This window comes from Zhongshania guokunii, from assembly GCF_040892635.1.
GTDB classification, from domain to species: domain Bacteria; phylum Pseudomonadota; class Gammaproteobacteria; order Pseudomonadales; family Spongiibacteraceae; genus Spongiibacter; species Spongiibacter guokunii.
The window spans coordinates 23,859-49,726 of sequence record NZ_JBFRYA010000005.1 but is presented as its reverse complement, the minus strand read 5'-3'; the positions used below and the strand labels follow the sequence as shown (position 1 = coordinate 49,726).

General features: G+C 50.6%; 21 protein-coding genes and 1 tRNA gene. 7 read left to right on the top strand and 15 right to left on the bottom strand.

Annotation, left to right across the window (positions count from 1 at the left end; genetic code table 11):
- The first annotated feature begins 192 nt into the window (after positions 1 to 192).
- Positions 193 to 1,002 carry an HDOD domain-containing protein gene (locus AB4876_RS06990; RefSeq protein WP_368380939.1) on the top strand — a complete coding sequence of 270 codons (810 nt, stop codon included), beginning with the start codon at positions 193 to 195 and terminating at the stop codon, positions 1,000 to 1,002.
- A 55-nt stretch (positions 1,003 to 1,057) separates the two neighbouring features.
- Here AB4876_RS06990 and AB4876_RS06985 read toward each other — a convergent pair whose 3' ends face one another.
- The 4 genes from AB4876_RS06985 to AB4876_RS06970 form a co-directional block, all read right to left on the bottom strand.
- Positions 1,058 to 1,462: a DUF4332 domain-containing protein gene (locus AB4876_RS06985; protein ID WP_368380937.1), complete on the bottom strand. Its 405-nt coding sequence runs from the start codon at positions 1,460 to 1,462 to the stop codon at positions 1,058 to 1,060.
- A 260-nt stretch (positions 1,463 to 1,722) separates the two neighbouring features.
- Positions 1,723 to 2,619: an FAD:protein FMN transferase gene (locus AB4876_RS06980; protein WP_368380936.1), complete on the bottom strand. Its 897-nt coding sequence runs from the start codon at positions 2,617 to 2,619 to the stop codon at positions 1,723 to 1,725.
- Between the two features lie 409 nt (positions 2,620 to 3,028).
- Positions 3,029 to 3,105: transfer RNA gene (locus AB4876_RS06975), tRNA-Arg, on the bottom strand.
- 136 nt (positions 3,106 to 3,241) lie between these two features.
- Complete coding sequence (locus AB4876_RS06970) at positions 3,242 to 3,901, bottom strand: alpha/beta hydrolase (protein WP_368380935.1); 660 nt, start codon at positions 3,899 to 3,901, stop codon at positions 3,242 to 3,244.
- A gap of 240 nt (positions 3,902 to 4,141) precedes the next feature.
- On the opposite strand from AB4876_RS06970, the gene ybiA reads away from it, so the two are divergent.
- Positions 4,142 to 4,609 carry a riboflavin biosynthesis intermediates N-glycosidase gene (gene ybiA / locus AB4876_RS06965; protein ID WP_368380933.1) on the top strand — a complete coding sequence of 156 codons (468 nt, stop codon included), beginning with the start codon at positions 4,142 to 4,144 and terminating at the stop codon, positions 4,607 to 4,609.
- Between the two features lie 56 nt (positions 4,610 to 4,665).
- Here the strand turns inward: ybiA and AB4876_RS06960 are convergent, their stop codons facing one another.
- Positions 4,666 to 5,724, bottom strand: coding sequence for an alpha/beta fold hydrolase (locus AB4876_RS06960; protein ID WP_368380932.1), 1,059 nt, complete (start codon positions 5,722 to 5,724; stop codon positions 4,666 to 4,668).
- Between the two features lie 431 nt (positions 5,725 to 6,155).
- Between AB4876_RS06960 and AB4876_RS06955 the strand changes: the two genes are divergently transcribed.
- From AB4876_RS06955 to AB4876_RS06945, 3 genes are all read left to right on the top strand, one after another.
- The gene (locus AB4876_RS06955) at positions 6,156 to 7,685 is read left to right on the top strand and encodes a WG repeat-containing protein (RefSeq protein WP_368380931.1); all 1,530 of its coding nucleotides are present in this window, start codon (positions 6,156 to 6,158) and stop codon (positions 7,683 to 7,685) included.
- 125 nt (positions 7,686 to 7,810) lie between these two features.
- Positions 7,811 to 8,779 carry a tetratricopeptide repeat protein gene (locus tag AB4876_RS06950; protein ID WP_368380930.1) on the top strand — a complete coding sequence of 323 codons (969 nt, stop codon included), beginning with the start codon at positions 7,811 to 7,813 and terminating at the stop codon, positions 8,777 to 8,779.
- A gap of 63 nt (positions 8,780 to 8,842) precedes the next feature.
- A complete protein-coding gene (locus AB4876_RS06945) occupies positions 8,843 to 9,739 on the top strand; it encodes an MBL fold metallo-hydrolase (protein WP_368380929.1) in 897 nt (298 codons plus the stop codon).
- Between the two features lie 43 nt (positions 9,740 to 9,782).
- Here the strand turns inward: AB4876_RS06945 and AB4876_RS06940 are convergent, their stop codons facing one another.
- Together AB4876_RS06940 and AB4876_RS06935 are read right to left on the bottom strand one after the other, a co-directional pair.
- Complete coding sequence (locus AB4876_RS06940; protein ID WP_368380928.1) at positions 9,783 to 10,769, bottom strand: hypothetical protein; 987 nt, start codon at positions 10,767 to 10,769, stop codon at positions 9,783 to 9,785.
- A 139-nt stretch (positions 10,770 to 10,908) separates the two neighbouring features.
- Complete coding sequence (locus tag AB4876_RS06935; RefSeq protein WP_368380927.1) at positions 10,909 to 11,922, bottom strand: AraC family transcriptional regulator; 1,014 nt, start codon at positions 11,920 to 11,922, stop codon at positions 10,909 to 10,911.
- A 214-nt stretch (positions 11,923 to 12,136) separates the two neighbouring features.
- On the opposite strand from AB4876_RS06935, the gene AB4876_RS06930 reads away from it, so the two are divergent.
- The gene (locus AB4876_RS06930) at positions 12,137 to 13,162 is read left to right on the top strand and encodes a helix-turn-helix transcriptional regulator (RefSeq protein WP_368380926.1); all 1,026 of its coding nucleotides are present in this window, start codon (positions 12,137 to 12,139) and stop codon (positions 13,160 to 13,162) included.
- Between the two features lie 112 nt (positions 13,163 to 13,274).
- On the opposite strand, the gene AB4876_RS06925 is transcribed toward AB4876_RS06930, so the two are convergent.
- The 5 genes from AB4876_RS06925 to AB4876_RS06905 form a co-directional block, all read right to left on the bottom strand.
- Complete coding sequence (locus AB4876_RS06925; protein ID WP_368380925.1) at positions 13,275 to 14,507, bottom strand: iron-containing alcohol dehydrogenase; 1,233 nt, start codon at positions 14,505 to 14,507, stop codon at positions 13,275 to 13,277.
- A gap of 81 nt (positions 14,508 to 14,588) precedes the next feature.
- Complete coding sequence (locus AB4876_RS06920; RefSeq protein ID WP_368380924.1) at positions 14,589 to 16,142, bottom strand: long-chain-fatty-acid--CoA ligase; 1,554 nt, start codon at positions 16,140 to 16,142, stop codon at positions 14,589 to 14,591.
- A gap of 76 nt (positions 16,143 to 16,218) precedes the next feature.
- Positions 16,219 to 17,355, bottom strand: coding sequence for an acyl-CoA dehydrogenase family protein (locus AB4876_RS06915; protein ID WP_368380923.1), 1,137 nt, complete (start codon positions 17,353 to 17,355; stop codon positions 16,219 to 16,221).
- A 9-nt stretch (positions 17,356 to 17,364) separates the two neighbouring features.
- Positions 17,365 to 18,537 (bottom strand): acyl-CoA dehydrogenase family protein, encoded by a 1,173-nt coding sequence (locus AB4876_RS06910; RefSeq protein WP_368380922.1) that lies wholly within the window; start codon positions 18,535 to 18,537, stop codon positions 17,365 to 17,367.
- A 204-nt stretch (positions 18,538 to 18,741) separates the two neighbouring features.
- A complete protein-coding gene (locus AB4876_RS06905) occupies positions 18,742 to 19,914 on the bottom strand; it encodes an acyl-CoA dehydrogenase family protein (RefSeq protein ID WP_368380921.1) in 1,173 nt (390 codons plus the stop codon).
- A gap of 291 nt (positions 19,915 to 20,205) precedes the next feature.
- On the opposite strand from AB4876_RS06905, the gene AB4876_RS06900 reads away from it, so the two are divergent.
- Positions 20,206 to 21,564 carry a cytochrome P450 gene (locus tag AB4876_RS06900; RefSeq protein WP_368380920.1) on the top strand — a complete coding sequence of 453 codons (1,359 nt, stop codon included), beginning with the start codon at positions 20,206 to 20,208 and terminating at the stop codon, positions 21,562 to 21,564.
- Positions 21,565 to 22,074: 510 nt separating this feature from the next.
- On the opposite strand, the gene AB4876_RS06895 is transcribed toward AB4876_RS06900, so the two are convergent.
- The 3 genes from AB4876_RS06895 to AB4876_RS06885 form a co-directional block, all read right to left on the bottom strand.
- On the bottom strand, positions 22,075 to 24,447 hold the full coding sequence (locus AB4876_RS06895; RefSeq protein WP_368380919.1) for a TonB-dependent receptor: 2,373 nt from the start codon (positions 24,445 to 24,447) through the stop codon (positions 22,075 to 22,077).
- 135 nt (positions 24,448 to 24,582) lie between these two features.
- The gene (locus AB4876_RS06890; protein ID WP_368380918.1) at positions 24,583 to 25,254 is read right to left on the bottom strand and encodes a YoaK family protein; all 672 of its coding nucleotides are present in this window, start codon (positions 25,252 to 25,254) and stop codon (positions 24,583 to 24,585) included.
- Between the two features lie 35 nt (positions 25,255 to 25,289).
- Complete coding sequence (locus AB4876_RS06885; protein WP_368380917.1) at positions 25,290 to 25,838, bottom strand: glycoside hydrolase family 108 protein; 549 nt, start codon at positions 25,836 to 25,838, stop codon at positions 25,290 to 25,292.
- Positions 25,839 to 25,868 lie beyond the last annotated feature (30 nt).

Genomic DNA, 25,868 nt, shown 5'->3' with positions numbered 1-25,868 from the left:
GAACTCGCCCACAAGCTTGAAGAAAATCACTCATAACGATGCCCATTAGCGGCAAGCCCTTATTGTTGATTGCTCGCTAAGAAACCAAGCTCGGAACTCAATCTTTCGGTCGGGTTCGCTATGTCAGCAGCGCACCAAAGGGGATACACGGAAAGCAACCCTACAAACAAGCAAGATCTCCTTACCGGCATAATGACGGCGCTAAAATCTGGCACCTTAGAATTACCTAGCCTGCCCGATATCGCTATTGATGTTCGCGTCGCCGCCAACAATGAAAATTTAAATATTGCCGATCTTGTTCGCCTAGTACAGCAAGATCCAGGCTTAAGCGCCTACTTACTTAAAGTCAGTATCAGCAGCCATTACAAACGACGTCACGCCACAAGTAATCTCGACAGCGCGTTGCGTCGCCTCGGCCTAGATGCAACCCGCGACCTCACCGCAAGTTACGCACTTAAAACATTGTTCTATATCAACGACCCGCAAATAAAACGCCGCCTGCGCGACATTTGGCAACGCAGTGTATATACCGCCTCCTTAGCTCACGTCATGGCTCGTCACTGCGGCTTTGACCCAGATCGCGCCTTACTCGCCGGCCTAATGCAAGATATAGGCGCGCTACCGCTACTGGCCAATCTAAAGCTTTACCCCACACTGCTCGACGACCACCACGGCGTCGATGAACTAATTAACCAGTACACCGGAAAAATAAGTGCCCTAGTGTTAAATCATTGGAAGTTTGACCATGAACTCGTGACGGTCGGGCTGGAACGGGGCAATTGGTTACGCGACAAAGAAGGCGACGCCGACCTGGCAGACCTCATACTTATTGCCCGTTACCATAGCTATTTGAATGAACCAAGCCATAAAAAACTACCCCAGTTAAGCAGCCTTCCCGCCTTTCGAAAACTAAAACTCGGCGACATTGGTCCACAGCAAGGGCTCAAATTTTTACGTGAGGCAAGGGAGGAAATTGACGAGCTGCGAAACACGCTATCGTAAAACAGCGTGTTCTATCAACGCAGCTCAAAGGTAAGTATTGATAATCGCTCTAATATTAATGGGTGATTTTTCGGGGCAAATCCTTAGCCTGATCTATCCAACTTTGCACCTGCGACAGCGCAGGTACCTTGCGAACCAGATGAACCTCTTCATTGCACTCCGCCATTTTCTTATGCAAATTCTCGGCATTGCGCTGAGCCAATTCTGGCACGGTATCTACCCCCGCGCTCTCCAACAAATCGGCGTACTGAGTACTCACCCCGTTAATTCGCGCTAAATCTGCCCTATTCACCCAATTTAAAATTCGCTTCTCACTAATACCTGATTTTTCCGCCAAGTTTTTTCGCGCAGGCTTGGCGCAGCAGCTTTCCAATAATGCTTCTACCGACGAAATTCCAGCGCTAATAAGCTTACTTGAATACGCCTCACCAATACCTTCAATCTCAGATAGTTTTGTCATATCTCACCTGCCGTTATTATTAAATATGCAATGCGAACACCCACCCAAGCTAAGCCAGATAGTCCCGCGCGAATAACACAACACCAAACTTAATTGGCATGTTAGTCAATATAGGCAGCTTCGATTAATCAGGCAAGTACCCGGAAAAACCGTGAATTTTTGATTTTTTACTTTAATAACAAGAGCATAATCTTGGGAGCGAAAAGTCTATAAGTACTTTCCACGGGCACCACAAGCAGACAATCACAGCGACTAATTCACTAAGAAAGCAGGTCACCACCCACTCGCCCAGTTTGATCAATCCATAAATGCGGTAACCCTACATTCGCTAACCATGCGGGTGCGCCGTCCTCGCCCTGCAGCATCGCGTTTGTCGCAGATGTCCCGGCGAGCAAACAAAGCGGCGCTACAACCGTCACCCCTGTCATTGGTGTGTCTACCGGGCGCCCAGTGCGAGGGTTGAGAATATGACTATAGCGCTTGCCATCAATGACCATATAGCGCTCGTAATCGCCACTGCTCGCTAGTCCGCCAGATTTTAATGGTATAACCGCCAGCGCTTGCTCTGGATTCCGGGGATTGCGAATACCTACCTGCCAAGGGCTGTCGTCGGGATGAGCGCCAATAACGCGTATATCGCCGCCGAGCTCTACTAGCCCGTGCACTACACCCATCTCGGTACAGACTTGCGCAGCGCGGTCGGCGGCGTACTCCTTGCCAAAACCGCCAAAATCCAGCTGCATATTAGTCTGCAATGAAATATGCGGGGCTTGCCAACTTACCTTCCCCCAGCCCACCCGCTTTAAGCAAAATTCTACAGCCGCAGGACTAGGCAGCTGGCCAAGTTTAAAATTCCAAACCTCGCGTAGTACTCCCGAACTGATGTCGAACAAACCGTCACTCTCTGCATAGGCAGTAGCGGCATAGTTGAGTAATGCCTCAGTCTCCGCATCAACACTAACGGAATCGCCACCGGCAGCGCTATTAATTAGACCAACAATACTGTCGTCACGATATCGAGAAAAACGATGCTCAATACGCAATACCTCAGCAATGCCTGCGGCGGCCGCGGCCTTAGCCTGTGCTTCTGAACTGGCGTATAATCGTAACTCGCAGGGGCTCGCCATCGCGTTAAATGGGTAGTTGTATAGCTGCACGCGGTTCTCTCCAGTTAGTTTCAAAGAGTATTCAGGCGCGCAATATGAGGGATTTCAAAGCCGCCAGTTAAACCCCAGAGAGAGGATATCAAATTCCACCAGTGCGGGGTTTTAACTTGAATAAATTGCGCCGTGGCCACAATTTATCGAACCTAGAGAGGTTCTCACCGATCAAGCAAACCAAAACCCAAAAAAGCCGGCACAAGGCCGGCCTTAACTGGGTTATGCGCAAGCGGCCGGCGAGGATTAATCAAAACAGCCTTGGGGCTGTTTTTGACCCCTTCGGGGCTGCGTCGTTTCACTCCTTGTTTAAATTGCGCCATAGGCACAATTTATCGAACCTAGAGAGGCTCTCACCGATCTAACGCACCAAAACCAAAAAGCCGGCACAAGGCCGGCTTTTTGGTTTTGGTGCGCCCGAGAGGATTCGAACCTCTGACCTCTGCCTCCGGAGGGCAGCGCTCTATCCAGCTGAGCTACGGGCGCGAAATGGGTACTTCACGAAGCGCGACACTATAACAGAGAGGGTTTCCCGCCTCAATCTACCTCCGTCATTTACTTGCCAATATTGGCCTAAATTGGTTTTGAGACCAAATTGAGGCCATATTATCTAGCCATCTGCCTAAGCCAGCTTTAGCCACTCTTTGAGGCTGTTACCGATATCGACTATTTCCTCGCCACAGACTTCGTGCTGCATAGGGTAGCTACGGTATTTCGGTTTAAAGCCCATGCTTTGCAATATTTGATTGGCGGTATGGCCCATCGACTCCTGCACCATAGGGTCTTGGCTGCCGTGAAAAATATGGATTGGTAGCACTTTATTCGCTTCCGAGAGTTTCACTTCTTTGGCTGTGGCGAAATACGTCGACATGGTCATTAAACCCGCCAGGGGTTTGGGGTATGAAAGTGCCGCGTGATACACCACGGCGCCACCCTGACTAAAGCCCGCCAGTACGATGCGTTCGCTCGCTATGCCCGCATCCAATTCGCGCTGTATTAATTCGCCCACAGCGGCAGCCGATGACTCTATCTGCACTAGGTCTATTTCGCGCTCTATCGACATAGCCAGTATGTCGTACCACGCGGGCATTACCATACCGCCGTTGATCGTAACGGGTATCTCTGGCGCGTGAGGGAACACAAAACGAACACCGTGATTGCTAGGCAAGCCTAGGTGAGGCACTACAGGCACAAAATCGTGGCCGCTGGCGCCAAGCCCATGTAGCCAAATTACAGTCGCATCGTGTGCGCCTTTCGGTTCTATTACTTCACATTTGAGCACGGTCTCGCTCCATAGCATTGATAAGTTTGAAGTAGAATATCACGGTCAGCCTACTCAAGCCTCTCCCAACCAGATTCTGGGCAGATGCGACACCGCGAAAGTGCTGTACTGAATTAGACATGGATCTGATCCCGCTCGGAATTATGAACTGCCATTATAGAGGCCAGTAAAACAAGCACTCTTCCCCACAAGAAGCCTATATACTATTTACTCTTCTACTGCTGAATTTGGATAAAGCCGATGCTGTTTAACGAAAAAGAGAAGACCCTATTCACTCTCACACGAGACGATCCGAGCAACCCTTTAGCTTCTTACGCAAAAAGCGGATTTGAGCTGGATGGCTACGAGTGGCCCTCGGTAGAGCACTACTATCAGGCGATGAAATTTGACGACGCCGAGTATCGCGAGCAGATTCGTCTAGCCGCCCACCCAGCAGATGCAGCTAAACTCGGTAAAAGCCGTCGCCACCAAAAGCGCAAAGACTGGAAGAAAAACAGCGTAACCTATATGACCCGCGCCACGTATATCAAAGCGCGCAGCCATGCAGATGTTGCCCAAATGCTATTGAATTCCGGCGACATGGAAATCAAGGACCTAAGTCAGTACGACTACTTTTGGGGCAGCGGTCGCGACCTGCGTGGCGAGAACGCCTTTGGCAAGATGCTGATGGGGGTTAGACAGAAATTGCGTAAAGAACTAGAAAAATAGCATTTTACAGTATATTGCCGTAATCACGCATCGCCTGCCCGTTCTCGCGGTAATGACTATTTTTCATTCACCATAGCAATAATGCCCTCGGCAATTTCTTCGCCTTTGGTCTCTTCAATAAAATGACCAACCTCAGGGAATTCATGCGTGCGCTGCTTCATTTGCGGAAGCGCTTGCTGCCACTGCGCAATAACTTCATCTTTTCCGCAGGGATCCCATTTCCCAAAATAACCACAAATAGGGATATTGCGTCCGGCAGCGCCCCACTGCGCAAGAATTTCACGCTGAATAAACGTATAGAACCCATGATTGTCTTGTATTCCGTGCGTCGGATCATGGTACTGGTAACCGTGCCCCCACACCGGCGTTTGCAATACATTTCGTTTAGAACTTTTTACGTTGCTTGGGCTGCGTAAGACTTCTGACCAGACATACTCGGGACTCCCTTTAGCAAAACGTCGGAATCGGAATTTCAATATAGACCCAATGACGCCACAAAAAAACGTGGCATTACTCTGCGGCTCGGCATGCGACACCACGTAGCCGGCCACACCACCCCATAAAAAATTGGGAATAAAATGCGGGACGCGACACCATGGAAACCATGTAATCGGGTAGTTTTGATAAGTAAACCCCGACGACGACATTGGAAATACCGTGGTATTCATTACCACCAGATTTTTCACGCGCCAATGGTCATTTAATAATGCGCCAATACCAATAGGCCCGCCCCAGTCGTGGACAAGCAAGGTGATATCTTCAAGCTCAAGATGGCGCACCAGCTGCAGAACATTCGCAGCGTGGTGCATATCAACCATTTCAAAATCAGCCGCGTCAGACAAACCAAAACCGATATGGTCCATCGCAATAATGCGAAATGTGCCAGCTGATTTAATTAAGTGGTCACGGATATGACGATAGGTATAGGAGCACTCAGGGTTGCCGTGCACCATCAGAACAGTCGCGACTGGTTCGCCGGGACCTGAAACGTAGTCGTAGTAGAACAGTGTTTTTTCGGCGTCATAGCCGTCTTTCAACACAAACCAGCTATCACTTTTTGCGGGAAAGTAATCCGCTGGTGGGGAACGCATTAGCGTATTACTTTTTATTTCCATGAACAATTTTCCTTAAAATTTGCTATTCGAAAAGATTTGAGCGCTATATTCACAATTATAACGACTGGAACTCGCCGCAGAAACGCCGCTACTACCCAAGCGGTAATGGATTTTCATTTATCGTCATATTGGACTAATTTTTTTGTCATGTGCGGACATAAACATTCAGCTAAAGACATCTCTACGCTAAACCGCAATTCGCGCCGTCGCCCGCATATTGCCAAGTACCGTCGAATATTGCGTCGCCATTCACACGCTTTGCACCTTGATTCTGGACTCGGCATTCTCTATAGACAAGTGGTGTATATGCCACCAAATCGACTTACTTATGCCGCACAGCGTTTGATCACCCCTTCAGTATCCTCTAAGATTATTGGGCTTTCAGGACGGCAAACACACGCCTCCGTAACTCAAAGGAACGAACATCGATTATGCGTTTACGGATTTTTGCTGTATTTCTGTTGGTTTTGTCTTCTGCGCCAAGCTTCGCTGCAATTGAGCCGATTGTCATCGATGTTTACTCTTACAACAGCGACGATTACTTACGCGTTAAAATTGAGCCTGAGTTTGCCGCTGATATGCTAATGGGGGAGCCGCTTATCGCCTGTCGCGCCAAGTGGTCGATTCAATCCGCTCGCATTGACGGTGAAGGATACCCTCTCAGCTACTTCCCCAAAGACGCACTCAAAAAGACCCGCCTGTTTTCACTCCAGCTTATTTTCCAGATAGGCCAAGGCGGCCGGACGGCCATCTCCTGTGATCCCGGCTATCTCGACGCGCCGGGCAGTAATGAATGGAGCTTCACGGTCACCGGAAGCCCAGCTTGGCAGAAGTTAATCCGAAACGATATTAAGAATACATTTACAAACAGCCTGCAATCACAGTTCAATCTTCGCGATGTTCGCAGCCCCAGCTACTTAGACGCCGATTCCGCAAAAAAAACCTATCACCAAGCCGTTATACAAGCTTCAGCATTAGAGCGATCTTGGCTGAGATGGGCCGCCGTTGAAAAAGGCGAAGTTAACCTGTGGCCATTGAAGCGTTTTATATTAGAGCGACGCTTAGCTGATCGCGAAAAAATTGCCGAGAAACGCAGCGCGGCGGCAAAAGTCGTGGCGGTTAATGACATAGATTCCTTATTTAGCGATGCGGCATTTGATGCCCAGTTAAAACAAGTTAACAAGTCGATCGATGACCGGTCGGCTCTTACGGAAATCCGTCGCGACATAGAAAACGGCGACGAGCAATCTAAAAATAAAAATGGCCGTTTAGTCAGGCAATACCTACTCGCCACACGCAATAGCGAAGCCTGCATTGAAAAGATGCCTGCAAAGCTGAAAACCCTTTTAGTGCGGACTCAAGAATGTCATGCAAAATGGCAGGGGCTAGAGCGCTTTGAACAACATGGCCGCTACGGCTATAAACTAGACGGTGATGTCGTCATCGAGGCCCAATACTCGGAAGCGACTAGATTTAAAGATGGCTATGCGCTGGTTGAAAAAAATGATCGCCTTCTGTCAATTACCCCCACCGGCGACGAGCATAATCGACTCTATGGCATCAAGCTTGAGTCATCTCATTTCTCACCGCAAGGCTTAATACTGGCGAGCGAAGATGATCTCTATGGTTTTATTAATTCTAAGGGCGAAACGGTGATTGAGTTTCAATACAGCGCCGCAGAGCCTTTTGACGACCTAGATCGGGCGATCGTAAAAAAGTATAGGGGAGCCCAACTCATTGACGAAAATGGCACTGTCCTCGCGCGTAGTCCGATCAGCTTTAGCTTCAAAGATGGCCACTACATCAGTCGCGAATCCTACGATCACGAAGACGGAAACTGTGACGACGGTGACCTTATTAGTGGCTCTACGCAAGCCTACACCGCTGATGGAAAAAAAGTTGGTGGGCTAGAACACTTTAGCTATCGCCGAAAAAAATTATGCTTACTACGTAGTCGTTAAAACTAAAAATTGATCTTACTTATAACGTATTTATACGCGGCATTTGAAAACGTACGCTGTAAATGGAGACAAGACCAGTGCATAAGACCAGCTCAGCTACCAGCAAAATTACGATACCGAGGATTATGAATACATTTACAGCAAGAACTGCAAAAGCCCTACTCGCTATCGCATTACTAACGACCTTGCAGGCCTGCGCCAACCGGCAAGAATTTAGAACCGAGTATGCTGGGGTTCAGCAGCGCTGGGACAAAGATTATGACGCAAAGAAAGAAAATGTTCGCAATATCGAGCTGACCAACTTTAGTGTCCGCGAGGGATACTTGCATTTCGTCCCGCAGACTCATTACGTTCTGCAAGAGTATGATTTTGAGCGCTACAAAAGATACGATCGCATGTACTTCGCCCCAGAATGGCCAATGCTCATCATTCCTCTCTATGGCTGGATAGCCTGCCTCATGGATACCAAGAGCTGCTTTGGTTACACCACTAGTTGGACTAACTACCCCGAAAATATAGATCAAAATGAACGTCCAACTGGCAACATCGAGAACAAATCATATTCAGAACTACCCTACGGTGCCACTTTGAGCTTGGTACTCTCTGGGCAATTGCAATCGGGAGAAATCTACAGTCACCCTCCAGAGGGGCTTAACCCCAACGCCCAATCTATAAACATTAAACGAATCATACAAAGCTGGCCTAACAAACCGAACACTTTAAATGCAAAATTTAATATAGAACATCAAGGTAAGACCTATGAAACGGTCTATGATCTTAGCGGCACGCAAATAGCCTCACTCGCACTGGAATCCGATAGTTGGAATAGCCCACAAGAGAACAAGCATAAATATTTCTATAAATTAACCAGCGCACTGGAGGCGGGCAATCATTCCGCGGCCCTCGTTGCGTTTAAAAAACTAGAAGATATGGATTTCGAGAAACCAGAATCCTTTTGGTATCGCTATGCACTGAGCGCTCAAAGCGTGGGGAACCATGAACTCGCCGCAGCGAAAGCTAAGCGATATTTACAGGTCGCGGTAAAACGAACTTACGAGAACGAGGCACGCGCGTTGATCGCTAACACACAATAACAATGATCTTGGCCCTGTCATCAGGCTTCGATCAATAGCCCCACCTTTCACGGAGCCCGATTAATGCACTGTATTCAGACTTTGATCACAGCAGCGACGCTCACCGTTGCACTGCTCTCCTCCGCCTTTGCCCATGCGGAGGACGCTGGAGAGTCCGAGCAAACCGTGCGTTTCGCGGTTATCAACACCTCAGGGACAAACACCCTTGATGCGCTGTCGTACTCCGGCGGGAGCTGGTTTAGCAAAGTGCGAATGTCCTATGTCGCGTTTTTGGTGGATCACCCTAAAGGCCGCTTTCTGTTTGATACCGGTCTAGGCCGCAATATTAAACAGCAGTACCAAGCAGATATGCCTTTGTGGATGCGACCCGCGTTTAAATATGACTCTGTGAAGCCAGTTCGTGACCAGCTTGAAGCCAATCACCAAACACTACCAAATCAGATAATTCTCAGTCATACCCATTGGGACCACGCCAGTGGAGTGGCTGACTTTCCTAATGCAGAGGTGTGGGCACTGCCAGAAGAGCATGCCTATATTGCGGAAGGAAATGTTATGCCAAGCCAATTCGCCAACCCGGATTTACGCTGGCACGAGTACACCCTAACAGACACTCCGTGGCGAAATTACAAAAAAAGCTTAGACCTCTACGGCGATGGCTCGGTCGTGCTGGTCGACCAAGGCGGCCACACCCCTGGCTCAGTTGGCTTGTATTTACGCACCAGCAGCGGCAGTGAATACTTACTTTGTGGCGACACTTTATGGCGGGCGCGGGCTCTAGAACGTGCAGCGCCTAAATCCTGGGTCGCGCGATGGCTAGTGGATGACGATACAGTCGCCACCCAAGAGCGCGTAAATCAACTGGCTGAATTTTCGCGGCAGTATCCAGACGTTGTTATTGTACCCGCTCACGATACCGAGGTGCTTGACCAACTCGGCTACTTCCCCAGCTGGCTAGAATAAAAAGGGGCAGCCCCAGACCTGAAACTGCCAAACGATTAGCCACTTACTTTGCCGCAGCCAGTGCGCTCGTTAAACGCTGGTTTGCTTCGAGCAGTGCCTTCTTAGCGTTGGCGGCATAAACATCTGGGTCGGCTATGATATCAATATCTTTCGCCGACGACGCGCCTCCGCTCACCATGCCCATGACTGCCGAGAAGGTATTCGCTGCTTTCTGGAAACCACTGGTGGCATCGTTGCTACGACCGAACGGACCAGGAACGACCACTGGTGCGCCAATGCTTAATTTGGCATTGGGGTCATTGAAGGTACTAGTTACACCCATGATCAGATCTAAACCAGAACCCGGCACAACCTGAATACCCTGGCCAGCAGAGACTTCAGCAGAGTATTCGGCGCCTTTGATATCGGTATAGGCATTTGCCTTATAATCGGTTTCGCTGCCGAAATACACAAAATGAACCGTGTAGTTCACATTCAAAATTGGCATACCCACTTCATTGGCTGCCGAGTAAACTTGGTAGGGCATCATCTTAGCGACATTCAATTTAATCAACGACTTTCCGCTCGGTGCAAACGTCGAGCTCTCTTGATTGCCACCGGTTAGCGCCTTGAACGACGACGTGATCTTTTTGGGACTGGCTTCGGTATCAAGTTTCTGCCATTCACCATTAGCCGTCAGAACGCTGCCATTGGCCAAGGTATAGCCATTGGCCTTGAGTTTTTTGACAAAATCTTGATATGCCGCATCGGTAAGTTCCTGCATTACACTATCTGGCACACCTGCTAATTTAGCGCGCAGCGTACTACGTGCATAGCCGCTGTCTGAGCTGAACATCGAACTCTCCGCTTTAGCAGAGCTTTTATCAAAAGTGATAAAGCTCACTCTAAAATCACCGAGTAAAACTTGGTTTTTACCGGCAATAACTTTTGCATTGCTTAGCAGCACGGGGTCGGCCTGCTTTTTTGCGCCGACCCCAGCACAGCCAAACAAAAATAGAGAAATAAATGCCAAGGAGATAATGTTTTTCATTGGTGCAGACTCGCAATAAGAGTAATTGCAAGAGAATAACAATTAGCAAAGCCAATCTAACACCCCCTTAATAGGGGGGTAGGTTTGATTAAATAGCAGCCTAATATTATAAATATTTATTATTATGAAAGCTGTTGTACTAGCTCGCCTGCAACATCATTCGGTAGCGCCCCGGCGCCTGGCCATACCAGCGTTTAAAAGCCTTCTGAAATGCACTTTGGTCGCTAAAGCCAAGTTCTGCTGAGATATCCAACAAGGCTAGATCACCTTGGGCAATAAGGCCCAGTGAGCGCGCCTTGCGGGTTTCATCAACCAAACTTTTATAGCTAGTCTCGGTGTTGTTTAAACGGCGCTGCAATGTGCGCGCACCAATACCAAGTTGCGCAGAAATATCCTCTAAGCGCGGCACACCCTCGGCGAGTTGGCCGGCGATGCAATCGCGCACATCTTTAATCAGGCGGTCTTCAAACTGTAAATTCGACAATTCAATACGGGCTGCTTGCTCCAGTGATTTGTGAATACCTGGGTGAGGGTACAAAGTGGGCTGGTCGAGTAATTCGCGGCCAAAATGCACGGCATTTACTTTTTTCCCAAACTGCACCGGCGCTTCAAACAATTCCGTAAGCTGCTGTTCGCGGCCGTTAGCCGCGTGGGCAAAGTGCACCTCACGATGCGCATCACCACGGTCGAGCATTGGCTTATTCACGCGATACCAATTGGCAAAGAAAAACTCAACAACATGGGGCGCCGATTGCTGGCGCGATACCTGTTGCCAACTTAAACACGCTGTTTTGCTATTGATCTCCGTCAGCACCATATCGCCGTGGTCAATCAACAAGCGCGAGTAACGCTGTATGCCATCAAGCGCCTCGCGGGCATCTGCGGCGCTCATACCAAGGTAGTCAACGATTCCCCATGGCGTGCGTGAACAGTGGGTACCTGCATGGGCTCCCAAACAAGGGTCATTGAGCAAAGTCGCGCCAGCGTCGAGGGTCATTTCAAATAAGCGCAGGGGCACGCGCCCGTGCTCGGTAATATGAGACAAGGGATCCAAACGCAGTACCGACTGCAGTTTACGGGAATTTACCCCCTGCTCTGCGAGGTACTCCAAAAGATTTTCGAGATACTCTTTGCATACTGTAGGCGTTCGCATTTCGTCCTCCTTATTCGCTCGGCAGCGGCCGTGCGCGCACTTCACGCTCTATTATTATTTAGCGGCATTTTTGAGCGCCGCAATATCACATACGCAGACTAGCAATTTCAGACCAAATATTGTCCCCCTGTGCCCTCAAAAGTATTATCATTAGTGACCGTCAAGTTTTATCATTTATGGCCATAGTTGTTTATTCATTGTGCAATTAATCGAAATGGAACAGCTCGGAGCCCGTTTACTGCGGGTTCTGTGGCGCCTATTGCAACATCGCTATCCCGCTATTGACTGCGCCGAGCTCGGCCGTCGCTGCGACATTGGCGATGAGTGGTGGCAGGCACCAAGTAGCAATAGCCTCGTTAACGTCTTGGTATTATTGAATGCCCTGCGCAGCCAAGACGCGCCTGCGATTGCCTTGGAATTGGGCGACCTCGCCCAGCTTAGCGATCTTGGGCTACTCGGCTATGCCATGCTCACCGCCAGCAATTGCGAGCAAGCCACCCATATCAGCTGCCACGCCTTTAGCGAAGCTAGCTTTTTAGTGAAGGTCCATCTTGAGCGCGCAGAAAACCACGCCTTAATCCGCTTTCAGCTCACCAAGAATGCCCTCCCCATAGAACAGTTGATTATGGAACTGTGCAGTGTCGCGGCCTGGCGCTATGTGCAGGGCATACTGCCCGAGGGACGGGCGGCGGTGCCGGACTATGTTGAACTCAGTTGCAGTACCCCCGACCACGCTGCGCGCTATGGCGAACTACTGGGCTGTCCTGTGCATTTTGATTCGCCCTACAACACTATTGCATTGCCGCTAAACTGGCTGCAGCGGCCGATCCCCAGCGGCAATGAACAGGCAATGATCGCCTGCTCCCACCACGTGCAGCAGATCCTTAGCGAAAGCTATCGCAGCGGCGGAATTGTTCCCCAGGTAAAACGCCTACTTATGGCTCGCCCCCAAGATTGCAATTTTCAACTAGGCAATACCGCCAAATTACTGCGCATGAGCCCACGTAGTTTGCGGCGACACTTAGAGCAGGCCGGTAGTTGTTTTCGCCAAATCTGCCTGGAGGTGCGCATGGAGCTGGCGCGAGAGTATTTACTCAACACCCACATGAGTTTGAAGGAAATCGCCTATCAACTTGGCTATAAACATCCAAGCAACTTTAACCGCGCCTTCAGCGACTATTACGCCAGCTCACCTCAGCTTATGCGTCGCAGCCACTATGCGACCTTTCAGCAAAGCTAAATAACCTTAGCGCCCCCTTCGCGTTTATAGTCACTAAATTTAAGACATAAAAAACCCCAGTCGCTGCTGGGGTTTTTTATGCTGACGAACTTCGCCAATATTTACTGAAACATCAGGCCAGTGCCGCGGCGCCCTCAGTACTGCTTAGCAAACTGCGCAAAATTGTCTGACACTCATTGCGACTCATCAAAATGGGCACCGGATACAGCGAGCCCTCCTTCACCGCATCTGCTGCAATTGTTGCGATGTCGGCGTCGCGCAGCGCATCCAATTGCTCGGGTATGCCGAGACGACGATTTAAATCGGCCACCGCATCTATGAATTTGCCCGCAGCCACGCGATCGTCGTCGCGACTATCTGCCACTGCAATTAAACGCCCTAAATTCGCCAGTGGTTGCTGGGCCGCCACCGCCATAAAGCGCAGCACTTCCGGCATTACCAGGGCGTTGGCCAAACCGTGGGGCGTGCCGTAATGACGTCCCAATTGGTGGGCAATGGCGTGCACATTACCCACGCTGGCCTCGTTAATCGCCATACCCGCGTAATACGCAGCCAGCGCCACTTGCTCTCTGGCCACGGCGTCATCGCCCTTATGATAGGCGCGGGGCAAGTAGTCGAAAATCATTTTTACGGCGGCGTAGCCATAGCCATTGCTGGTGTCTGAGCCCCACAAACTAATATAGGTTTCGATAGCGTGAGTAAGTGCATCCATCCCCGTGGCCGCAGTGATCGCCGCGGGCATACCGAGCAGTAAATCGGCATCTAAAGCCACTGCCTTGGGCAGCATTTTAGGATCGGCTATAAAGCATTTTTCATGACTTTGCGGATCGGAAATAACCGCTGCAATAGTCGCTTCGGAACCCGTACCCGAGGTAGTTGGCAGCGCAAACAGCGGCAGCGGTGCAGTTTTTACTTTGAAATATCCAACTAATTTTTTAGCGTCGCGGCCATTGCTCGCCGCCGACGCAATCATTTTTGCACAATCAATTGAAGAGCCGCCGCCAATCGCAAGCACGGCATCACAGCTGTGCTGTGCCTGCAGAGCCAAACCGGCGTCGACCATGGCAAAGGTCGGATCGGGCAGAGTGCCGTCGTAAATAATGCAGCTAACGCCCTCTTCTTGCAGCACATCCACCGCCCGAGCAACAATACCCAGCGCAACCAAGGGTTTGTCACTCACCACCAAAACACGCTTAATACCCTGACGTGCTATATGGCGACACAGCTGCGCCGTGCTCCCTTGACCATTAAAAGCCATATAGGCCAGCGACGGCATTAACTTAAAGGGAATCGCAATCAACGCCAAATAACTGCGCTGCAATAGGGTTCTAAAAAACTTAATCATTCTGCACCTCCTTGATCATTTGCCAACAGCGCTATAATCGCTGTGCTAAGCGGTCAGTTAAAACTTGAGCATCACCAAGTTTTACACCACAGCTGTTTGAAATTTAGGAACAATGCTTTCGCGCAAGTTTTTCTTTAATATTTTGCCGCTAGGATTTCTCGGCAATACCGCGACATACTCAAGATGTTTGGGAATTTTAAAACTCGCCAACGAGCCGCGACAGTGACTAATTAAATCCTCAATACTAATTTCACCTTGATCACCCTGCACCAACACCGCCAAGGGCACTTCACCCCAAGTTTCGTCAGGCACGCCAATCACCGCAGCATCGGCAATTTTTGGATGGCTCATCAGTACGTTTTCAATTTCAGCGGGATAAATATTTTCGCCACCAGAAATAATCAAATCCTTTACGCGATCTTTTATAAACAAATAGCCGTCGGCATCGAGATAACCCGCATCGCCGGTGTGCAACCAACCGTCGACCACGGTCTTCGCGGTAGCGTCGTCGCGCTTCCAGTAGCCCTTCATTACCTGCGGGCCGCGACCGAGAATTTCACCCACTTCGCCGGTCGGCAAAGTATTACCCTGCTCGTCGACAATACGCAGCTCTGTGCCAAACACTGCTCGCCCACAAGAGCGCAGCAACTCAGGTTTGTCTTGCAGAGCGCGCAAATGATCTTCGTTATTTAAGAATGTTAAAACGCTGGTGGACTCGGTTTGCCCGTAGCCCTGATTAAATTTGCAGCCAAACACCTTTAGGCAAGTCTTAAGTAGATCGACTGAAATCGGTGATGCGCCGTAATTGATCCACTCTAAATTGGGGAATTTATATTTCTCAATATCGGGTATACAGGCTAATGAGAATTGCAGCATCACCGGTACCACCGACACAAAGCTGATATTGTCATTGGCCATGGTTTCGATCATGCCCACGGGATCGTAGTCGCGATGCAAGATGAGCTCACTACCGTAAAAAATTGATACCAGTGCGCCCATCAAACCCAGTGCGTGAAACGTCGGCGCAATAATAAGCCCACGGTCGCCCACCCGCGGCGTGAGACCAGTCGCCAGCGGCGCCTGAATACTATTGCTAATTAAATTGCGGTGGGTCAGCAACGTGCCCTTTGGCAAACCTGTAGTGCCGCTGGTATACATTTGAAAAACCACATCGTCACCCTTAAGTGCGACCGGCGTCGGTTCACCTGCGTCCCCCAACCACGTATCCAAGGGAGTCGCGCTGTCTAAACCACCAACAATAGACACCTGTTCAATGCCCGCTAAGTAAGTGCCTAGCAAGGGCGTAAACTCACCATCAACAAACAGTAAACGCGCATCGGCGTCTTCGGCAATAAAGCCCACTTCGTCGCGAGTAAGGCGATAATTTATGGCTACCGGCACCACCCCCACCCGCGCGCAGCCCAAGAACACCAGTAAATTGTCCACCGAGTTTTTACTGAGAATAACAACCCGATCACCTTTACCAATACCATTAGCCTGCAAACGCGCCGCAACGCGCCCTAAGCGCTGCCACGCTTGTCCGTAATTTAGGCTTTGATCAACATCGCTGGCAAACGGAGCCTCGGGGCGCGCTGTGGCTTGAAAAGCCACGTAATCCATAAAGTTTTCAAACATTTATTATTCCTTTTTATTTGTTAGGCGCAGCAATGCTATGCCGCGCTGAACTACTTAGGATGGCTTGGACAAAAACTTATTGGTAACGCAAGGTGGCAAAGCGACGACGCTGCCAATCTTGATCGCCAAACAAACTGTCGATTACCATCAAACGCTTTAAATAATCGCCAATATTTAATTCTTCGGTAACGCCCATACCACCGTGGATCTGCACCGCCTCTTCAGCCACCGCGCGGCCGAGCTTGCCCACCATGGCTTTGAGTGCGGCAATATCCATCTCGGCTTGCGCTTGCGTCTGAACGTCACCTTGCTCAATACTATTCGAACACAGCGCCCTCACCAGCAGCGAACGACACTGTTCAGTCGCGGTATACATATCCACCATGCGATGTTGCAGCGCCTGAAACTTGCCAATCGGCTGCCCAAATTGCTTGCGGGTATTGCTGTAATCCACGGTCGCTTTAAGCAAATACTCCATGGCACCAACGGCCTGCGCCGACACTGCAATAGTGGCCTCGTCTAGCACTCGACGGATCAGTGCCATACTACCCGCGCCTGCGCACACCAAGTTCTCGCGAGGGAGTTGCACAGCATCGAAACGCACATTCGCTACGCCTTGGCCATCCATCAAACGGAAAGCATCGCAATGCACACCCGCGCTATTTGCGGGCACCGCAAATAAGGCGATACTCTCATCCAACCACGCCGTCACTATTAGCACATCGGCAATCGCGCCGTTTAACACCAAAGTTTTATGGCCATTGAGGCTGTAACCGTCACCATTGCGTTCAAGCTGACAATCGATCGCGTCAAGCTGGTGGCGACTGCGCCGCTCTTGGTAGGCAAATGCCGCTTGGCAGTTGCCGCTCAAAATATCGGGTAAATAACGCTCTTTTAATGTCGCATTATCGCCATTGGCAATTAACTGCCCCGCCAGCAATACCGTAGCTAAATACGGTTCCACCGCAACCGAGCGTCCCATTGCCTCCATTAACACCGCGGTATCCACTACCGAGCCGCCAAAGCCACCTTCGCTTTCGGGCAGTGGCACCGTGAGCCAACCTAAATTACCAAAATCTTGCCACACTGCAGCGGAGAAGCCTTTGGGCGCCGCCAAGTAACTACGGCGCTGTTCGCTGTCGTAGCGTTCCGACATGTACTTATCGACGCTATCTTTGAGCAATTGCTGCTCAGCATTCAATGAAAAATCCATAGCGCCCTCCTACAAGCCCAAGCCAAACTTGGCGATGATGTTTTTTTGCACTTCATTACTACCGCCATAAATTGTGCAGGCGCGGCCAAACATATATTCACGCCGCGCGCGGTCGCCGTAATCGTGGCCCATGGCTAAGCCAGTACTAGGTAAAACACTGCCGTATAAACCGGCTACGTCAAACTGCAGACTTTGCACCGCCTGTTGCAGCTCGGTGCCTTTAAGTTTAAGTAGTGACGATTCCATACCCGGCGCGCCGCCCTTGGCAACCGCAGCCAATACCCTCAGCTCGGTGTATTCCAATGCCATCAGCTCCATTTCGATATCGGCCATGCGCGCTTGCAGGGTCGGACTCGCCAATAGTGCTTGGCCGTCATCATTTTCATCTGCGGCAAGGCGGCGAACCGTATTTAATACCTGTTTGCAGTAGGCAATACCCGACAGCGCGGTGCGCTCGTGGGTAAGCAGCGCCTTAGCGTAGGTCCAGCCCTTGTTCTCCTCGCCAATACGATTGGCCACTGGCACCCGAACATTGTCAAAACGCACCTCATTGAGATGATGCTCACCGTCTATCGAGGTAATAGGCGCTACGCTCACTCCGCTACTGCGCATATCGATTAGCAAAAAGCTGATGCCCTGCTGAGGCTTGGCAGTGGTGTCGGTGCGCACCAGCGCAAAAATCCAATCTGCGTGCTGAGCATAGGTCGTCCAGATTTTGGTGCCATTGATTATGTAGTCGTCGCCGTCGCGCTCCGCGCGAGTTTGCAAAGCAACCAAATCGCTGCCCGCACCCGGCTCGGAATAGCCCTGACACCACCAAGTGTCACCATTGAGAATACCCGGCAAGAAGCGCGCTTTTTGCTCTTCATTGCCAAAGGTATAAATCACTGGGCCCACCATTTTTAAACCGAAGGGCGGCACATCTGGCGCCTCGGCTTCAGCTAGGGCGCCGTCAAAAATATACTTTTGGGTATCCGTCCACGCGCAGCCGCCGTACTCTACTGGCCAGCCCGGTGCGACCCAGCCCTTAGCAAAGCGCTTTTTCTGCCACTCAATAGTGGCCGACTTAAAGGTCTCGGGCTCGCGAATTCGCGCGGCGAGCTCGGCGTTAAAATTATTACGAAGAAACGATCGAACTTGGTCTTGAAAAAGACGTTCTTCTGGGGAGTAGGTCGCGTGCATAGCTTTCTCTCTTCAGTCTTTACAGGCGGCAAGCCACCAATCAGCTCAGGCTATCAGTGTCCTTGAAAATGGGCTTAGTCCTCAGGTGCCTCTTGTTGGCAGTGGCCGACCAAAAAGTCGGTAACAGCGCCAAACTTGAGCTGGGAGTGCGAGGGACGCCGGCACGACGCCCCCAAAGGTTTTTATTTTTATGTGGGTATGCGCTTAAGCGCGGTCGACAAATTCAACAAAGTTTTCGGCAAAGACTTCCCGCGCAATAATCAATTTCATAATCTCTGAGGTGCCGGCAAAAATGCGAGTAATACGGGCGTCGCAGTACATGCGCGAAATCGGATACTCATCCATATAGCCAGCGCCGCCGTGCAACTGCACGCCCTCGTCAACCATCCGGCACAGCAGTTCGCTGGTGTAGAGCTTGGCCTTGGCAGCGTCTTCTGCAGTGAGGGCACCGCGATTATGAACCGCCACACATTGATCAACATAGGCCTGCGCCACATCAATTTCGGTGCGCAGTTCTGCCATTTTAAATTGCGTGTTTTGCATTTTAGACAACGGCTTGCCAAACACCTTGCGCTGCATACAGAATTCGCGAGTCACTTCAAAGGCCTTTTGCGCTCCCGACAAGAAGCCGCAGGCGCCAATCAAGCGCTCCTCGGCCAAGCCTTCCATCAAATACAAAAAGCCAAGGGTCGGATCACCCAAGACATTTTCTTTGGGTACTCGCACCTCATTAAAAAACAACTCGGCGGTGTCCTGCGCCTTCATGCCCATCTTTTTCAAATTGCGGCCGCGTTCAAAGCCCTCCATGCCGCGCTCAACAAGGAACAAGCCCATGGCGTGGGGATTGTTTTCAGGGTCGGTTTTGGCGGCAACAATCACTACGTCTGAGTTAATACCGTTAGTGATATAGGTTTTATTGCCGCTGAGCAGCCAGTGGTCGCCCATATCTTTAGCAACGGCGCGCATACCCGCTAAGTCGGAACCGGCATCGGGTTCGGTCATCGCCACCGCAAGAATAATCTCGCCGCTCACGCAGCGCGGTAAAAATCGGGCCTTTTGTTCGTCACTACCAAAGCGGTCGATATAGGGCGCAACTAAACGACTATGCAAGGTATTGGCCCAATCACCGCCATACACATTGGCCGTTTCTTCAATAATAATTTGTTCAAAGCGAAAGTCGCGATCCCCCATACCGCCGTACTGTTCATCTGGCCACACCATTAAAAAACCCTGATCGCCGGCTTTTTTAAACATCTCGCGATCCACAATGCCCTGCTCTCGCCAAGTATCTATATTTGGAACAACTTCTTGTTCTAGAAATTTTCGGTAGGCGGAACGGAACATTTGCTGTTCTTCAGTAAAATCTCTGGGAAGCATTTTTTTATCTCTTATTAGTGAATCAGCGCGAAACGCGATAATTGTTTGTGCTGCCAAACTAAAGCAGCGGCGACATTACAAACTCAAGCATCCCCTCTTAAGGCGCTAGCGGCAATGACTTAGCATGACATTATTTTGACATTTTCTTACAAAAAACCATGACCCACCGCGGCATTGGCACCTAACGACCACCACCGTCGCGCGCCGACTAGACCCCCTAGCGACGACTGCCCTAATGTGCCAGCAGTGATAGCCCGCACACTGCGACCAATGCCAGTAATGAGGAAGAAAATGAGCAGTTCGAGTATTGATTACCAAGAATATCCACGTCGCCCAAACCGCGATCTAGAGCATATTCCCGGCGACAACGGCATGCCCGTGTTTGGACAAACCTTTAGTTTTTTACGTAATTACAAGGCATTAACCGAACAGCGCTTTAATAAGTACGGGCCAATATCTCGTGGCAATACCTTGTTTCAACACAGCCTCACCCTACTCGGCCCCGAAGCCAATGAGATTGTGCTAAAAAATAGTGAGGGCGAATTCTCCAGCATGCTGGCGTGGAACCCATTACTCGATCGCTTATTCCCCAATGGTCTTATGCTAAAAGACGCCGAAGCCCATCGCTACGATCGCAAAATTTTACAGGGCGCATTTAAGAAAAATGCAATCGAAGGCTACTTAGACACCATGAATCCACACCTTGAACAAGGTGTTATAAATTGGCCTAAGGGAAAAGAATTTCATTTCCAATACGCGGTAAAGCAATTATTGCTGGAAGTGGCTGCCGAAGTTTTCCTTGGCGTTGAAATGGGCGAAGAAGCCAGCAGCGTTAACGAAGCGTTTGTGGACACCATGCTGGCATCAATGGCAGTGGTAAAGCTGCCTATTCCTGGCACGCTATGGTATCGCGGTTTGCGCGGCCGGCAGCATCTAGAAAACTTTATCATGGCGCATATCGATGCCAAGCGCCGCGGCGAGGGCCGCGATATTTTTTCGCAGATCTGCCACGCCACCGACGAAGACGGCAAACACTTTTCCGACGAAGCCGTCCGCGACCATATTATCTTTCTATTGTTTGCCGCCCACGACACCACCACCAGCACGCTCTGCTCTATTGTTTACGCCTTGGCGAAAAACCCCGAGTGGCAACAGCGGCTGCGCAATGAGTACAAGGCGCTTGGCAAACCCCAGCTAGACTACGACGACCTTGGTGAATTAGAAGACAGCAAACTGGTATTCAAAGAAGCCCTGCGCATGTACCCCGCGGTACCGGCGATTCCACGCCGCACCTTAAAAGACATGGATATACTGGGTTACCATATTCCTAAAAATACTGCCGTCGCGATCTCGCCACTTTTCACCCATTACATGGAAGAATATTGGACCGAGCCAAACCGCTTTGATCCAGAGCGCTTTTCTAAAAGCCGCGCCGAAGACAAAAAGCATTTTTACCAATGGGTGCCCTTCGGCGGCGGCGCGCACAAATGCCTTGGTCTTAATTTTGCAGAAATTCAAACCAAATTATTTTTATTTCACTTACTTAGCCATTACCAAATAAAAGTCAAAGAAGGATATGAAATGCCGCGCAGCTGGGTACCACTTATTTTCCCCGCCGACGGCTTACCGGTGACATTCGAAGCGCTTTAAGGCGCTTCGGAAACTAATGCCACTGAGCTAGTTTTCAATTACCCCACCAGATGCCGGATCAAGTCCGGCATGACGGCTTCTTTATTACTCTGCCGCATCGACGTACAAAGCCGTCACTCTGAGCGCCCTGGCCCGTCACTCTGAACGCCCTATCCCGTCATTCTGAACTTGATTCAGAATCCAATACCGCTGAGCTGGTTCACGGTTGCCCCACCAGATGCCGGATCCAAGTCCGGCATGACGTAATGTTAGAGCCGGCATGACGTACAAAGCCGTCACTCTGAACGCCCTATCCCGTCATTCTGAACTTGATTCAGAATCCAATACCACTGAACTGGTTCACTGTTTCCCCACCAGATGCCGGATCAAGTCCGGCATGACGTAATGTTAGAGCCAGTATGACGTAATGGCCGAGCGGTATGAGGTATTGTTGGATCCGGTATGACCTAATGTTAGAGCCGGCATAACGCAATGCTGGACCGTCACGACGGCTCTATCAAAGGCGCGCGGTTAAAAGCGCATCACGCCTTCCACGGCAATACTGCGTGGAGCGTCGGTGGCGGCGAAGTGGGCGCCTACAAACAAGGGTACGTCATTGCCGCTGGAGCGGGTCATTTCGTTTGTTAGGTTCTTGCCGATCAGTGCCAATTCCCAGCCTTGTCTAAAGTGCATCAAAGAAAGACGGCTATTAATTTTGTAATAGGCCTCTTGCACGTCGGCTTCGTCGCGGTCTTGGGTGTAAAAATAATCGTCGCTGTAGTTCAAATCTAATTGCAAACGCAGTTCCATCGCGTCGCCAATAGGCTGGGTGAACTGGCTGGTCAAGCTCGCCGATACTTCCGGCGCGTAGTCGGTGCCTTCGTTAGTAAGGTCTTGGCGACAATCGGGATTACCGGCGCGGTAGGCCGCATCGGTCTGCGCAGCATTACAGGGGCCATTAACGAATGAGGTGAAGTAAGAATCCAACCACGCCATCGACGCGCCAAGTGTAACGCGTTCATTTAAGGCCCAGCGCATATCCGCTTCAAAACCTTGGGTGATCGACTCTGCCGCGTTACCTGCCACATAGCCGGTTAAGGTGAAGTTGCTAACTTGGCGATTCATAAACTCGGTGTAAAAAATTGCCGCATTAAAGGTAGCCGAGCCGTCGAGCAAAGTGGTTTTTAAACCCAGTTCGAAGGTGTCTGCCTCTTCGTCTTCATAGGTGAAGGCATCCTGACTTGCGGTGGTGTCGCTAGCGTTAAAACCGCCGTCTTTAAAGCCCTTGGCGTAGCGAAAATAGGTCATCACATCTTGGTCGGCGTACCATTGTAAATTAAACGCTGGCGACACATTGTCGACCTTGCGCGCATTGCGAATATTGTGATTTTCAGAATTATTTAGCGCACCCGCAATAATCGCATAAAGTGGATTTACACTGCGCTCCCGCGAGCGAAACTCAGCAACATCTAAGTATTTAGTCGCGCGCTTCTCGTCCTGGCCCCAGCGCAGACCCAGCGTAGCACTCAGCGCCTCGGTGATATTCCACGTGGCTTGGCCAAATACCGCAACACTGTCGGTGGTCTGCTCAAACTCGGTATAGGTTGCCAACTGGGTTGGCAGCGACACCGCTTGACCTGGTAGCGGCAGCGAGCTCGGCACCCCTAAGGCGGCAAAGTCTAAGTTAAGCCAGAGCGTGCTGCTCAGCTCCTGGGTGTGGGCGTAAATACCAGTAATAAAATCGACGCTCTCACCGATGCTACCAGCAATCCGGAACTCCTGACTAAGTTGGGTAAAGTCTTCGGTATTTTCGGTGCCGATAAATTCTAAATCGGTAAAGTCGGCATCTAGATTAAAAATAAAATCAAAGGCCGAATAGCCAGTAATACTGGTTAAGCTAATCCCGTCAGACAGCTCGTACTCAAGAGTAAGCACCGCCGCTTCGCTGGTGTTTTGGGTTTTGGCCGGCTGCCAGGCAAACTGCTTATCTGACTTGCGGCGATCTAGGCGACCATCTTCACGGGGATCGATTTCATCCTCTAAGTTAAATGACAGCAGCGGCAATGGCAGGGAAATTGGCAAATCAATCGGGAGCGCTATATTCGACTGGTATAGATTAAAAGTACCAGTGTTATCCGTTAACTGAAAGGTGGTGCCCTGCAAACCAAAATCGGACTGTTCGAGCTTTAAATTCACATCGAGTTTGTCGCTGGCATCCCAACGCAAAGCCAAGCGCAGCGAGTCATCGGCGCGGCTCGCTTCTTCGCGGTCGAGAATAAAGTTTTCGAGGTAGCCGTCTTCTTCCAGTCGCTTATACGCGGCGCGCACCGCAAAACTGTCGCCCAGCGGTATGTTCAGCACGGCGGTCGTTTCCTTGGCGCCGACTTCGGCATTGTACTGATAACTCAGTTCACCACTAAATTCGTCATTGGCGCGGCTGGTGCTGATATTGACCGCGCCGGCGATGGTGTTCTTGCCAAACAGCGTTCCCTGGGGACCTTTCAACACTTCAACCAAGGCGATGTCGAGAAATGGCGATTGAAACTGCTGGCCACGCCCTGCATAGATACCGTCGATAAACATACCAACCGATTGCTCAAAGCCACGGTTGTCGCCCGAACCCACCCCACGAATATAAACCGCGTTGCCCTGCCCTGTTACCGCCATTTTAAAATTGGGTACATAGGCGGTGAGTTCTTCAATGCGCTGAATACCGGCGTCGCGTATTTTCGCGCCACTCACTGCGGCAACGGCTATTGGTACGTCCTGCAAGCTTTGCTGCTGCTTTTGGGCGGTAACGATCACTTCCTCTAGCAGCGTCCGTGATTGTGCTTCGGCGGCAAAGCCCGCGGCCGGTAGCGCCATCACCACCAGTGCTGGGCCCCATAATTTGAGGTTCACCATAGTCGTCCCTTATTAGAATTATCTAACAGCATAATGCCGCAACATATCGGCAAGAGATTGCCTAGGGATGCCAGCTGTGTCGCCGCGCGACACAAACTTAAAAAGAGAGCTGCTAGCCCTTCGTGGTCAACTAGTTCACCGCAACTTTCTACGCGCCGCGACTCGATACACACGGTAGCCCGAGGCCAGTAAAAAACAGATTCCAGCAGGTACCGCCAAGGCAAAAAACTGCATGGCATTAAACAAATACGCACCCAGACCGGCGCCGGAAATAAAGCCGCTAATAATGAGCACAAAGAGTATGGCCTTGCGCCGGTCGAAGTTTTCGCCGCGCAGTTTTGCGCCGATCATCAAACCGAGGTCGGTAAATATGCCGGTCACATGAGTGGTGCGCACCACCGCGCCGCTATAGGTAGAGGCGAGGCCATTTTGCAGGCCGCAGGCAGCCGATGCCGTGTAATGACCAAGCAGGGAGCCATCGTTTAAGAAGTAAATTGAAACCAGCAATAGGACGCCTTCTGCGAGGAGCAAGCTGTCGTAATGGCGACCAAGCTTTAGGGAGCGACTAGGCAGAACCGAACCAGTGATGGCCGCGCCCAGTAAAAAGCTAAACAATATTCCCAGTAAATGTAAGGTGTCGCTGAACCCGCCTTCTATTAGACCGGTGCCCACCAGTGTAGCCGTGCCCGACAAATGTGAAATCGACTGGTGCTTAAACCCTAGCAGGCCAATGGCATTGACGCTGCCTGCGACAAAAGCCAATACAAACGCGCCGTACTCTACCCATCTCGGTAGCTTAGAAAACATGTATCTATCCCGTGATGAATGTGGTTTTTTACTGCTTAGGCAAACCGTGTTTCGGCATCGTCAAACTCTGCCAAACGCTTGAGCCAGCCCTGTAAAAACACTTGCTGCGCGGGCTCGGCTTCGACAATTTTGAAATAAAAATGGCGGCGCTCGGCAATCAATATCTTGATAAAGCGCGCAGAGAATCGGCGAGCGGCGGTGCTGGCGGCGCGGCGGGTGTTGTCGCCCATTATGCCATCTTCTTTCAGCGGCGGCTTGGCCCCCAGTAAATTGCAGCTGCGCTGCACAAAGATAAGCGCTTGGCGCGGGCCGTGATTCACCCCGCTGTCGAACACAAATTCTTGAATAGTTTCTGGCAGCTGGTCTATGCCTGGGCCGTAATAAAAATTTTTTAAATAGATTAGGCTGGCCAGTGGGGCCTTTAAATTTTCGACTTCACTGAGACTGGCTTCGCGGCCAAGGTAAGTCGACAAGGTGGCTTGAGTTATCCCAAAGTGAGTGGGGCCGCCGCGGTCTGCGGGGTGATTAACGTAGCCACCCTCGCGACGCATAAGTGCCGCGATCATATCCGCTACATCTGACATTAGCTTACTCCCTGTAAACAAATACCGATT